The sequence below is a fragment of the Lentzea sp. NPDC051213 genome, assembly GCF_044455585.1.
Lineage (GTDB): Bacteria > Actinomycetota > Actinomycetes > Mycobacteriales > Pseudonocardiaceae > Lentzea.
Window position 1 is genome coordinate 153122 of sequence record NZ_JBITEX010000007.1, and the last position, 12024, is coordinate 165145.

At 69.2% G+C, this 12024-nt stretch carries 11 protein-coding genes and 1 tRNA gene; 8 read left to right on the forward strand and 4 right to left on the reverse strand.

Features of this window, described 5'->3' with window-relative positions; translation table 11 throughout:
• Positions 1 to 3: 3 nt before the first annotated feature.
• Genes ACIA8G_RS29315 through ACIA8G_RS29330 form a run of 4 tightly spaced genes read right to left on the reverse strand, consistent with a single transcriptional unit; the run spans position 4 to position 5373 of the window.
• Positions 4 to 1398, reverse strand: a complete 1395-nt coding sequence (locus ACIA8G_RS29315) for an aminobutyraldehyde dehydrogenase (RefSeq protein ID WP_396421913.1) — start codon at positions 1396 to 1398, stop codon at positions 4 to 6.
• Complete coding sequence (locus ACIA8G_RS29320) at positions 1395 to 3011, reverse strand: thiamine pyrophosphate-binding protein (RefSeq protein WP_396421914.1); 1617 nt, start codon at positions 3009 to 3011, stop codon at positions 1395 to 1397. Before ACIA8G_RS29320 ends, ACIA8G_RS29315 begins: the two co-directional genes overlap by 4 nt.
• Positions 3008 to 3946 (reverse strand): agmatinase, encoded by a 939-nt coding sequence (gene speB / locus ACIA8G_RS29325; protein ID WP_396421915.1) that lies wholly within the window; start codon positions 3944 to 3946, stop codon positions 3008 to 3010. Before speB ends, ACIA8G_RS29320 begins: the two co-directional genes overlap by 4 nt.
• Positions 3943 to 5373, reverse strand: coding sequence for a sodium:solute symporter (locus tag ACIA8G_RS29330; RefSeq protein WP_396421916.1), 1431 nt, complete (start codon positions 5371 to 5373; stop codon positions 3943 to 3945). Before ACIA8G_RS29330 ends, speB begins: the two co-directional genes overlap by 4 nt.
• A gap of 82 nt (positions 5374 to 5455) precedes the next feature.
• Between ACIA8G_RS29330 and ACIA8G_RS29335 the strand changes: the two genes are divergently transcribed.
• The 8 genes from ACIA8G_RS29335 (at position 5456) to ACIA8G_RS29370 (ending at position 11947) form a co-directional block, all read left to right on the forward strand.
• A complete protein-coding gene (locus ACIA8G_RS29335; protein WP_396421917.1) occupies positions 5456 to 6862 on the forward strand; it encodes a PucR family transcriptional regulator in 1407 nt (468 codons plus the stop codon).
• A 143-nt stretch (positions 6863 to 7005) separates the two neighbouring features.
• Positions 7006 to 7077 (forward strand) — tRNA-Glu (locus tag ACIA8G_RS29340).
• A gap of 119 nt (positions 7078 to 7196) precedes the next feature.
• The gene (locus ACIA8G_RS29345) at positions 7197 to 7874 is read left to right on the forward strand and encodes an SAM-dependent methyltransferase (protein WP_396421918.1); all 678 of its coding nucleotides are present in this window, start codon (positions 7197 to 7199) and stop codon (positions 7872 to 7874) included.
• Between the two features lie 206 nt (positions 7875 to 8080).
• Entirely contained in the window at positions 8081 to 8383 is a 303-nt protein-coding gene (locus ACIA8G_RS29350) for a hypothetical protein (RefSeq protein ID WP_396421919.1), read from the forward strand.
• Between the two features lie 36 nt (positions 8384 to 8419).
• Positions 8420 to 9022 carry a DUF4383 domain-containing protein gene (locus tag ACIA8G_RS29355; RefSeq protein ID WP_396421920.1) on the forward strand — a complete coding sequence of 201 codons (603 nt, stop codon included), beginning with the start codon at positions 8420 to 8422 and terminating at the stop codon, positions 9020 to 9022.
• Between the two features lie 88 nt (positions 9023 to 9110).
• Positions 9111 to 9788 (forward strand): M50 family metallopeptidase, encoded by a 678-nt coding sequence (locus ACIA8G_RS29360; RefSeq protein ID WP_396421921.1) that lies wholly within the window; start codon positions 9111 to 9113, stop codon positions 9786 to 9788.
• A gap of 42 nt (positions 9789 to 9830) precedes the next feature.
• On the forward strand, positions 9831 to 11564 hold the full coding sequence (gene argS / locus ACIA8G_RS29365; protein WP_396421922.1) for an arginine--tRNA ligase: 1734 nt from the start codon (positions 9831 to 9833) through the stop codon (positions 11562 to 11564).
• A gap of 77 nt (positions 11565 to 11641) precedes the next feature.
• A complete protein-coding gene (locus ACIA8G_RS29370; RefSeq protein WP_396421923.1) occupies positions 11642 to 11947 on the forward strand; it encodes a WhiB family transcriptional regulator in 306 nt (101 codons plus the stop codon).
• The last annotated feature ends 77 nt before the right edge of the window (positions 11948 to 12024 follow it).

The following is a 12024-nucleotide window of genomic DNA, read 5'->3' on the forward strand; positions in this document are numbered from 1 at the left end:
CTTCTAGTGGGCGATCATCACGTGCTTGACGCGCGTGTAGTCCTCCAGGCCGTGCATCGACAGGTCCTTGCCGTAGCCGGACGCGCCGAACCCGCCGTGCGGCATCTCGGACGCCACCAGACCGTGGGTGTTGACCCACACGATGCCGAAGTCGAGCCGCGTCGTCAGTGCCGTGGCTCGGCCTGTGTCGCGGGTCCAGATCGACGACGCCAGCCCCTGCGGCACACCGTTGGCCAGGGAGATCGCTTCGTCGTCGGAACCGAACGACTGCACGGTGATCACCGGCGCGAACGCTTCCTCCTGCACCAGCTCGTCGTCCTGCGACAGTCCGGAGATGACGGTCGGCTCCAGGTAGAACCCGGTCGAGCCGTGCTGCTTGCCGCCGCAGTGGACGGTCGCACTCGACGGCAGCCGTGAGATCAGCCCGAGCACGCTGGCGAGCTGGTTCTCGCTGTTCAACGGTCCGAAGTCGGTGCCGGGCACGGAGGCGGAGGCCGCCTTGACCAGTGCCGCGACGAACTCGTCGTGGACAGCCGAGTGCACGAGCACGCGCGTGGCGGCCGTGCAGTCCTGGCCGGCGTTGTAGAACGCGGCTCCCACGATTCCCTCGGCCGCCGCGGCCACGTCCACGTCGTCGAACACCAGGACGGGCGCGTTGCCGCCGAGTTCGAGGTGCGTGCGCTTGACCGTGAGGGCCGCGCTGCGGGCGACCTCGATGCCGGCACGGGTGGAACCGGTGATCGACACCATCGCCGGCACCGGGTGCTCGACCAGAAGGCGGCCGGTGTCGCGGTCACCCAGCACGACGTTGAACACGCCCGCGGGCAGCACCTCGGCGGCGAGGGTGGCCAGCAGGACCGTGGAGGACGGCGTGGTGTCGGCGGGCTTCAGCACGACGGTGTTGCCTGCGGCGAGGGCCGGTGCGATCTTCCAGACCGCCATCATCAGCGGGTAGTTCCACGGCGTGATCTGCGCGATCACGCCTACCGGCTCGCGGCGCTGGTACGAGGTGTGGCCGGGGATGTACTCGCCCGCGGCGGCGGTGCCCAGGGCGCGGGCGGCACCGGCGAAGAACCGGATCTGGTCCGCGCACTGCGGGATCTCCTCGTCGAGGACGACCGAGCGGATCTTGCCGGTCTCCCGGATCTCGGCGTCGGCGACTTCACCCGCGTGAGCCTCCAGCAGGTCCGCGAGCTTGAGCAGAGCCTGCTGCCGTTCGCCGGGAGTGGTGCGGGACCACGCGGGGAAAGCCGCCGCGGCGGCCTGGACCGCCGCGTCGACCTCGTCCGCACGAGACACCGCGGCGGAACCGAACTCCAGGCCGGTGGCCGGGTCGACCAGCGGCGAGGTGTCCGCGGCGGCAGCAGGGCCGCCGTTGATGAAGTTCGCGACGATCACGTCTGCTCCAGGTGCGTGGGGGCGAACATGCGCAACACCGCGGGCAGCACGACCACGTGCGGGCCGTCCCCGGCGAACGCCTTGGCGAGATCTTCGCGCAGCGACTCAGGCGTGCTGCGGGTGGCGGGCACGCCGAACGCCTCTGCGAGCGCCACGAAGTCCGGGCGGGCCAGCTCGGTCGCGGTGGCCTGGCCGAACGTGTCGGTCATGTACTCGCGCAGGATGCCGTAGCCGCCGTCGTCGACGATCAGCCACACGACCCGTGCGCCGTGCTGGGCGGCGACGGCCAGCTCCGAGATGCCGTACATGGCGCCGCCGTCACCGGACACGGCCAGCACCGGCCCGTCCACGGCCGCGGCGACTCCCAGCGCGGCGGGGAAGCCGTAGCCGAGGCCGCCGGCGCCCTGGGCCGAGAACTGCGTGCCACCACGCGGATCCCACGCCGACCAGGCCCAGTAGGCGAGGATCGTCATGTCCCAGCAGGTAGGCGTGCCATCGGGAACCGCCGACCGCAAAGCAGCGAGCACCTGCCACTCCAGGTCCAGTTCCTGCGCGGCCAGCCGTTCCCCGACCCGCTCCAGCAGGCCGCGCACGCGTTCTTCGGCGACACCGTCCGCAGCCCGGGCGGTCACCCCGGAAGTCAGGGCGCGCAAGGCGTGCCGCGCGTCGGCGTGGATGCCGAGAGCGGGGTAGTTCGACTCCAGCTTGCCCAGATCGGCCTCGATCTGGATCACCGAACCGCTCGGCCGGAACGTCCGGTAGTTGCTGGACAGCTCGCCCAGCCCGGATCCGACGACCAGCAGCACATCCGCGTCGGCCAGGAACTCGGTGGTGTGCCAGTCCTCCAGCCACGACTGCGCGGAAAGCGGGTGCTCCCAGGGGAAGTTGCCCTTGCCACCGAACGTCGTCACCACCGGTGCGCGCAGCTTCTCGGCCAGCTCCAGCAATTCGTCACAAGCCCGTGCCGCACCGCCGCCGGCCAGGATCACCGGCCGGGCAGCGCCGTCGAGCAGGCGAACGGCCTCGTCGACGAGTTCCGCCCGCGGGTACAGCTCACGCGGCGACCAGGAGATCGAGGTGACGGGCGGGACGGCGGCGGGCCCGAGGAGCACGTCCTGCGGTATCTCCACCCACACCGGCCCGAAAGGCGCGGTCAGCGCGATCTCCCACGCCTCGGCGAGCGCCGACGGGATCTGCGAGGCGTGCCGCACCACGCGGGCGTGCTTCACGACGTCGCGGAACGAGGCCAGCTGGTCGGTCAGCTCGTGCAGGTACCCGCCCCGCACACCACCGAGGCCGGCGGAGGGGATCTGCGACGAGATGCCCAGCACGGGCGCCGACGCGGCAGCCGATTCCTGAAGTCCGGCAAGGGTTTGCAGCGCGCCGGGCCCGGTCGACACCAGCAGCGGCGTCACCGAGCCGGTGATCCGCGCGTGGCCGTCGGCGGCGAACGCGGCGTTGACCTCGGTGCGGCTGCCCACGTAGCGCAGGTCGGAGCGGCGCAGGGCGTCGAAGAGCCCGAGCGCGTGCTGGCCGGGAATGCCGAACACGGTGTGGGCGCCGAGCGCTTCGAGCGTCTCGACGACGACGTCACCGCCGTTGCGGGAACTCACTGACCCTCCTTCAGCGCCAGCAGACTCACCAGGTCGTAAGCCACGTGCGAGGCTGCCACGGAAGTGATGTCCGCGTGGTCGTAGGCGGGTGCCACCTCGACGACGTCCGCCCCCACCAGGTTCAGCCCCCGCAACCCGCGCACGATCTCCAGCAGCTCACGCGAGGTCATGCCACCGGCCTCGGGCGTGCCGGTGCCGGGCGCGTGCGCCGGGTCCAGCACGTCGATGTCGATCGACACGTACAACGGCCGGTCGCCGATCCGCTGCCGCAACGCGTCCACGGTCTCGTCCACGCCCCGCCGCATCACGTCCGACGACGTCACGATGCCGAACCCGAGCCGCCGGTCGTCCTCGAGATCTTTCTTGCCGTACAACGGTCCTCGCGTGCCGACGTGCGAGATCGCCTCCGTGTCGAGGATGCCGTCCTCGACCGCGCGGCGGAACGGCGTCCCGTGCGTGTAGGGCTCACCGAAGTAGGTGTCCCAGGTGTCGAGGTGCGCGTCGAAGTGCAGCAGCGCAACGGGTCCGTGGATCCGCGACACCGCCCGCAGCAACGGCAGTGCGATCGTGTGGTCGCCGCCGATGGTCACCAGCTTCGTGCCGTCGCGCTGCAGATCGGACGCGGCGCCCTCGATCGTCTCGATGGCCTCGCCGATGTGGAACGGGTTGACCGCGATGTCCCCGCCGTCCGCGACCTGGATGCGGTCGAACGGCGCCACGTCCAGCCCCGGGTTGTACGGCCGCAGCAGCCGCGAGGCCTCCCGCACGGCCGAGGGCGCGAACCGCGCACCCGGCCGGTACGAGACACCCGTGTCGAACGGGACTCCCACCACCGCGACGTCCGCGTGCGCCACCTGGTCGAGGCGCGGCAGCCGGGCGAAGGTCGCCGGCCCCGCGTAGCGCGGGACCTTCGAGGAGTCGACGGGGCCGATCATGCGTTCACCAGTTCCGTTTCTTCGTCGGTGCCTTCGCCTGCCACCCGGCGGTCCCAGTTCGCGAGCACGGCCGCGTCCGTGGCCGGGGTGGCGAGGCTGACCACGATGTACGTCACGAACGACGCACCAAGGCTGTAGTAGATGGCTTCGTTCGCGTACACGTCCACGAACACCATGAACCCGATCGCCGTCAGCGACCCGATCGCCATCGACGCCATCGCGCCGAGCCGGGTGCCGCGCTTCCACACCAGACCGCCGATGATCGCGACCAGCAGCCCGCCGACGAGGATGTTGTAGGCGACGGTCAACGCGGCCACGACATCGTTGAGCGCCACCGCGATGGCGATCGCGACGACACCGATCACGAGCGTGAACATCCGGTTGTTGTGGACGTCCGAGTCGGTCTTGCGGCGCCAGATGTCGTTGGACGCCACCGTGGCGCAGGCGATGAGGGCACCGGACGAGGTCGACATCATCGCGGCCAGCGCGGCAGCGAGCACGAGCCCGCGCACGCCGGTCGGCAGCAGGTTCTCCACGATCGTCGCGAACGCCTCGTCCTTGTTCGCGATGTCCGGGTAGAGCGCCTTGCCCGCGAGGCCGATCAACGCACCGGCGACCGCGTAGACGAGGCAGTAGAGGCCGGAGGTGATGCCGCCCCAGGTCGCGACCTTCGGCGACTTCGCGGTGAACACGCGCTGCCAGATGTCCTGGCCGATCAGCAGGCCGAACACGTAGATCAGCAGGTAGGTGATGATCGTGCCGGTGCCGATGTTGCCGACCTCGAACATCGCCGGGTCGTTGAGGCGCTCCTGGATGCCGTCGAAGCCGCCGGCGGAGATCAGGCTGATCGGCAGCAGCAGGAACAGGATGCCGATCGTCTTCACGACGAACTGCACGATGTCGGTGAGCGTGATCGACCACATGCCGCCGAGAACGCTGTACAGCACCACGATGCTGCCGCCGATGATCACGCCGACGGACTTCGGCAGTCCGAAGAGGACGTTGAAGATGGTGGAGTACGCGATCGTGGACGTGACGGTGAGCATCAGCGTGTACGCCGCCATCACCAGGCCGGAGATCATGCTGGAGTTGCCGCCGTACCGGAGATCCAGCATCTGCGAGACGGTGTAGACCTTCAACTTGACGATCCGGCGCGCGAAAAGCGCGCTGAGCAACAGGATGCCGAGGCCGATGGCGAACACCATCCAGGCGCCGGAGATGCCGAACTTGTAGCCGAGCCCGACACCGCCGATGGTCGACGCGCCGCCGAGCACGACGGCCGACATGGTGCCGGAGTACATCGTGAAGCCGAGCCTGCGTCCGGCGACCAGGTACTCGCTCTTGCTGGTGGCGCGGCGCATGCCCCACCAGCCCATGCCGATCATGCCGAGCACGTAGGCGGCGATCACCGCGTAGTCGAGAGCCACTGTCGGACCTCCTTGGGTTGCAGGTCACAGTAGGAACGCGCACTGGCGCTGGTAAGTGGTTGTTCTGCACAATCGTCGGACCATGGTTGTGCAAACCGTCCCACTGCGGGATCTCGTCGCGCGAGTCGATCTCGGGCTGAACGTCCTGTGTGGAGCCGACGCGCTGGACCGGCCGATCCGCTGGGCGCACGTGTCCGAGTTGGAGGACCCGACGCCCTACCTGGTCGGTGAGGAGCTGCTGCTCACGGCCGGCGTGCGGTTCCCGTCCGACGTGCCCGCGTACGTGGCCGGACTGGTCACCTCCGGCGTCTCCGCGATCGGGTTCGGTGTCGAGCCCGAGTTCCCCACGGTGCCGTTGTCGCTGGTGGAGGCCTGTTCGGAGCAGGGGATGCCCTTGCTGGAGGTGCCGCCCTCGACGCCGTTCCTCGCGGTGTCGCAGGCGCTGGGCGCGTTGCTCGCGGAGATCGCTGTGCGGGAGCAGCGGATGCTCGCGGACAGCCAGCGCGCCCTGACCCGAGCCGCCACCCGCGTCCGGCCCGTCGAGTCGGTGCTGACCACGCTGGCCGTGGTGCTGAACTGCCGCGCCGATCTTGTCGACGTGTCGAGTGCGCCCGAGGACGTCGCCTCGCTCGTGGCCCGGGTCGCGTCCGGTACGGGACCTCGTTCGGCCTCCGCCCAGGTGGGTGAGGACCAGGTGACGCTGGACCCGGTCGAGGCCGCGGTTCTGGTGGTGCGCCGGTCGGCCGCGCTGTCTCCTGCCGAACGGGCTGTCGTCGCGGTGGCGCTGGCGTTGCTCGGGCTGTTGCGGCGGGATGTGGAGAGCGAACGGGGGCAGATCGCCCGGCTTGCGGCTTCGGCGTTGCTGCGGTCGCGGGTGTCCGGGCTGGCGGCTGTGCTGGGGCCTGGGCCGTACCGGGTGGTGGCGGGGGAGTCGCGGGCTGACTACGACGTGCTGGCTCAGCGGTACGGGCCGCTGGTGTCGAAGGTGGAGGGCGGGTTTCTGGCGCTGGTGCTGGCGGGGTTCGAGGTGTCGGGGCCGGTCGGGGTGTCGGCAGAGGTCTCCGAGCCCGCCTCCGCCCCAGGGCCCGCCGCAGCGCCGACCTCTGCGCCGACCTCAGCACCGGCCTCTCCGACCAGGTCCGCGATCGACGACGCGGCGGCCGAAGCCCAAGCACTGCTGGCGCGTGCACTGGCCACCGGCGAGCCCGCGTTCCCGGCGTCCGATCTGTCCGCTCTCGTCGACCCCGTAGCGGCCCGCGCCTATGCCCGCCGAGAGCTCGCCGGCCTCCTCAACCGCCCCGAACTGATCGAGACGCTGCGGGCCTGGCTCGGCCAGCACGGCAGCTGGGACCGGGCCGCGGCAGTACTCGGCGTGCACCGCAACAGCGTTCGGCACCGAATTTCTCACGCCGAACGCCTGCTCGGTCATGATCTTGGGACGGCCGACGCGCGGGCCTCGCTGTGGCTCGCGCTGACCTGGCTCGATTAATTCCTTTGCATGACTGCCACGCACTCGGTCATCATTGTTCCATGATTACCGCAGAGGAATGGGCAGGAGCGCCCTCAAGGCTCTGAACAGGCAGTTCTTTTCTTCTAATCTCTGCGAGCATTTGTGTATCAATGCTCGTTCTAGGCGTGTTCGTCCAGTGGTCAGGACGTCGGATTCTCACTCCGGAAACACGGGTTCGATCCCCGTACGCGCTACGTGGCCCGGTCTCCGTGGGGTGGACTGGGCCCGCCCTCCTCGGGGTCAATGTCAGACGGACCCAAAGAATCTTCGAAAACTTCGCCCGAATGGTCTAGGCGCCAGTTACGCTCTGCGAATGGCTGCGGTCCCCGCCTTCGCACGCTACGAGGTCGACGTACGTCGGCCGAACGCCGCGCGGATCCACGACTTCTACCTCGGTGGCGCGCACAACTACGCGCCCGATCGGGCATTCGCCAAGCAGGCCGTCCGGATCGACCCGGAGCTGCCGCTCGTGACCAGGGCGCACCGGGTGTTCCTGCGCCAGGCCGTGCGCCACTGCTGGGCCGCGGGTGTCCGCCAGTTCCTCGACCTCGGTTCGGGCATCCCGACGTGCGGTGCGACGCACCAGACGTTGCCGGATGCCAGGGTCGTGTACGTCGACTCGGACCCGGTGACCGTGGCGTTCGGGCGCGGGCTGTTGCGCGGCGAACCGCGGGCCTGCGCGGTGGAGGCCGATCTGCGCCGTCCCGACCAGGTGCTGAGGCATCCGGGCGTGCTGTCCCACCTCGATCTGCGTGAGCCCTACGCGGTGCTGATGGTGGACGTCCTGCGCTACGTCGACGACGTGACCGGGCCCGGCCGGGTGGTGCGCCGGTACCGGCACGCGTTGCCCGCCGGCGGGTTCCTGGTGGTGTCGCACCCGACGCCGGTCGAGCAGCTCATGGAAGGTCTGTCGATCGAGCCGCCGTACGTCGTGCCGGGGGCCTACGCGGGAATCGGGCGCAAGCCGCAGGCGACGCCGGGCCGTATCTGACCGTTCCGCGGCACCTCCTAGGGAACATGCGGGAAGCCATCCTGTTGCTGTACAAGGACAAGCCGCAGACCGCCCGCGACCGGACTCAGGTGTTGCGACGGACGTGCCGGTTGGCGCACCCGAGTTCTCCTTGAAGGGCAACAGAACCGGACCGCGCACCTCCGCCGAAGGTCAGATGAGGGAAGCCACCCGAGGGGATTTACCCGATGAATCCGACCGATCCACCCACCAGCACCGAACTCTGGGCCGTGCTGCACGTCGACGAGTTCGCGTACCGCCTCGTCAAGCCGTGGAACCTGGACGTGCTCGCGGCCGCCCTGCGCAACGCCGCCGCACGCGGCACCCAGATCGAGGTCCGCGCCTACACCGAGCTCAACGCGGAGGTCACCGTGCTGGTGAACCCGTCGCGGGCACGCGTGGTGCACGTGGCCAAGAGCAACGTCGTCGTGGCCCGCAACGGCATGCCCGTGGTGTCCGCGAACGGTTTGATGGAGGTCAGGACGGGGTAGTCAGCGGGGCGACAAGTACCGAGCCTGGAGGGCGTCATGACCCACCGCGTCACAGTCAAGGTCGCCGGTCTGCAACCGGTGCAGTTGCTGGCTGCGCTGGCCGGTATCGCGTTCATCGTGTTCGGCGTCGTGGGCTTCGTCCGCACCGGCGTGGGCGACTGGTCCGTCCACGCGTTCGTGCTCGGGTTCTCGGTGAACCCGTTGCACAACCTGGTGCACGTGGTCGTCGGCGTGCTCGGTCTGCTCATGGCACTCGGGTCGGGCCTCGCCCGGCTGTACGGGTGGCTGCTGTTCCTCGGCTACGGCGTCACCTTCGTGTGGGGCCTGATGATCACCGGGATCGTCGCGCAGAACCCGGTGTCCGAGTTCGGCAACCCGTTGGCGCTCAACACGAACGACAACTGGCTGCACCTCGGCCTCGCGGTCTTCGGCCTGCTGCTCGCAGTGCTGCCCGCGCGCCGCAAGCTGATCGAGGAGGAGGAGCCGGTGCTGCCGGAGCAGCGCTCGGCGGCCTTCCGGGACGACCGCGACGGACCGATCACCAAGGAGCAGGAGCCGATCACCAAGGAGCAGGCGGTCATCGACCCGAAGACCGACAAGGTGAGCAAGGCCGACCTGAAGGACAAGATCAAGCACTGAGGTACCCCCCGGACGCCCCCTGTCCGGTGACAGGCGCGTCGTGCGAGCCCACATGCGGCTCTCACGGCGCGTCTGTTTCGATGTCGCGATGCCGGAACTGCTGACCGACGAAGTCCTGATCACCTGGGGCACCGCGCTGGCCGCGTTCCTGGCCGTCGCGGTGGGAGGGATCTGGCGGCTCACCCGCAACGTCATCACCATCGCCCACGAAGGCGGCCACGCCCTGCTCGCGGTTCTGACCGGCCGCCGCCTCAGCGGCATCAAGTTGCACTCCGACACCAGCGGCCTCACCGTCTCGCGCGGCAAGCCCCGCGGCCCCGGCATGGTGTTCACCGCCCTCGCCGGTTACATCGCGCCCTCGCTGCTCGGCTTCGGCGCCGCCCTGCTGATCACCAACGAGCACATCCAGCTCATGCTCTGGATCAGCATCGGCTTCCTCGCGGCCATGCTCATCATGATCCGCAACGCCTTCGGCATCCTCTCGATCATCGTCACCGGCGGGATCTTCCTGTTCGTGTCCTTCTACGCCTCGCTCGAGGTCAGGGACGCCGCCGCGTACGTGTTCGCCTGGTTCCTGCTGCTCGGCGGCGTGCGTCCGGTGTGGGAACTGCAGGTCAAGCGGTGGCGCCGGCAGGCCCAGCGCAGCGACGCCGACCAGCTCGCCTGGCTCACCGGCGTGCCCGCGCTCGGCTGGGTGACGTTCTTCGGTGTGGTGAGCCTCGCGGCACTCGTGGGCGGCGGTGCGCTGTTGCTCGGTCGTTGGTGAAATACTGGGACTCTTCAGTCGAACTTCAGGAAGGTGGGTTCAGTGCTGCGTGGGGATGTCGGGCTCGAACTGGGCCAGCGGGTCGCGCGGGCGTTGCGCGCCGCTCTGGACGTGGACATCACCGCCGACGAAGCGCTGATCCGACCGTCCAACCGAGACGGTGCCGACTACCAGTGCAACGTGGCGATGAGCCTCGCGAAGAAGGTCGGCAAGAACCCGCGCGAGGTCGCCGCCCTGATCGTCGAGCACCTGGACGCGGCCGACGCGATCGAGACGCCGGAGATCGCCGGCCCCGGCTTCATCAACCTGAAGCTGCGCCGCGAGTGGCTCGAGGCGCAGACCGCGCACCTGCTGGGCGACGACCGCCTCGGCGTGCCGCGCACCGGGGAACCGCAGCGCATCGCGATCGACTACAGCAGCCCGAACGTCGCCAAGGAGATGCACGTCGGCCACCTGCGCTCGACGATCATCGGTGACGCGTTCTCCCGCCTGCTCACGTTCGCGGGCCACGAGGTCATCCCGCACAACCACCTCGGTGACTGGGGCACGCCGTTCGGCATGCTCATCGAGCACCTCACCGACGAGGGCCAGGGCACGGATCACAAGATCAGCGACCTGAACGCGTTCTACCAGCAGGCAAGGCAGAAGTTCGACAACGAGCCGGGCTTCGCCGACCGCGCGCGCCGCCGGGTGGTGCTGCTGCAGGGCGGTGACGAGGCCACGCTGGCCCTGTGGCACGAGCTGGTGGCCGAGTCGCAGCGGCACTTCAACCAGGTCTACGAGCTGCTCGGCATCGGCCTGAGCGCCGAGGACAACTACGGCGAGAGCTTCTACAACCCGTACCTCGCGGACACGATCACCGAGCTGCAGCAGAAGGGTCTCATCGAGACCAGCGACGGCGCGCTGTGCGTGTTCCCGCCCGGCTTCACCAACCGCGAGGGCGACCGCCTCCCGCTCATCGTCCGCAAGAGCGACGGCGGCTACGGCTACGCCACCACGGACTTCGCGACCGCCCGCTACTGGGTGCGCGACCGCAAGGTCGACCGGCTGATCTACGTGGTCGGCACCCCGCAGGCCCAGCACTTCCAGATGATCTTCGCGACGTCGAAGCAGGCAGGCTGGCTCGACGACGCGCACACCGCCGTGCACACCGGCTTCGGCACGATCCTCGGCTCGGACGGCAAGACCATCCGCACCCGCGCGGGCGGCACCCTCAAGCTCATCGACCTGCTGGACGAGGCGATCGAGAACGCCTACAAGGTGATGCCCGAAACGTCCGAAGTGGAGGGTGCCGAGAAGGACGCGCTCGCCCGCACAATCGGCCTCGGCGCGGTGAAGTACGCGGACCTCTCCAACGACCGCGAAAAGGACTACGTCTTCACCTGGGAGAAGATGCTCGCCACCACCGGCGACACGTCCGTGTACATCCAGTACGCGAACGCCCGCATCCTCTCGATCGGCCGCAAGGTGGGCCGCACGGCGCCGGCGGATGCCCCGCTGGTCCTGCAGGAGCAGGCCGAACGCGACCTCGCCCTGAAGCTGCTCCAGCTGCCCACCGCGATCCAGGCCGCGATCGACGAGCTGGCCCCGCACAAGGTGACGAACTACCTGTTCGAGACGGCCACGGCGTTCTCCACGTTCTACAACAACTGCCCGGTCGCGACGGCGGAGACGCAGGAGCTCCAGGACTCGCGCCTGCACCTGCTCACGCTCACGTCACGCGTGCTCACCCTGGGGCTGTCCCTGCTGGGCATTGGGGCACCCGACCGGCTGTAGGCCACCAACAGGTTTATCCCTGGTCCGCCCACGGGTACGCAGTGATCGCAACTCTTCCGCCCAGCAAGGGAGTCGCGATGACCTGCACGACCCGTCTGCCCAAGCCGGTCACCGACGTGTGGGACTGGCAGATGGAAGGTCTGTGCCGCGGCCAGAACAGCGCGGTCTTCTTCCACCCGGACAACGAACGCGGCTACGCCCGCGTGGCCAGGGAGGAGAAGGCGAAGGCGATCTGCGCGCACTGCCCGGTGCTGGAGATGTGCCGCACCCACGCGCTGGAGGCCCAGGAGCCGTACGGCGTCTGGGGCGGCATGGGGGAGGACGAACGCCGCCAGATCGTCGCGTCGGCCCGCCGCCGGGTCCGCGTCGTCGCCTCGGCGTGAGCCTTGCCAGTGATCCTTCGCCAGTGAGCCTTGCCAGTGAGCTTTTGCGTGTCGCCGCGCCACTGACGCGTGTGCCA

Coding starts and splice junctions, on each gene's coding strand:
- ACIA8G_RS29345 (WP_396421918.1), top strand. CDS start 7,197: ATGGCTGCGGTCCCCGCCTTCGCACGCTACGAGGTCGACGTACGTCGG.
- ACIA8G_RS29355 (WP_396421920.1), top strand. CDS start 8,420: ATGACCCACCGCGTCACAGTCAAGGTCGCCGGTCTGCAACCGGTGCAG.
- ACIA8G_RS29360 (WP_396421921.1), top strand. CDS start 9,111: ATGCCGGAACTGCTGACCGACGAAGTCCTGATCACCTGGGGCACCGCG.
- ACIA8G_RS29335 (WP_396421917.1), top strand. CDS start 5,456: ATGGTTGTGCAAACCGTCCCACTGCGGGATCTCGTCGCGCGAGTCGAT.
- speB (WP_396421915.1), bottom strand. CDS start 3,946: ATGATCGGCCCCGTCGACTCCTCGAAGGTCCCGCGCTACGCGGGGCCG.
- ACIA8G_RS29370 (WP_396421923.1), top strand. CDS start 11,642: ATGACCTGCACGACCCGTCTGCCCAAGCCGGTCACCGACGTGTGGGAC.
- ACIA8G_RS29350 (WP_396421919.1), top strand. CDS start 8,081: ATGAATCCGACCGATCCACCCACCAGCACCGAACTCTGGGCCGTGCTG.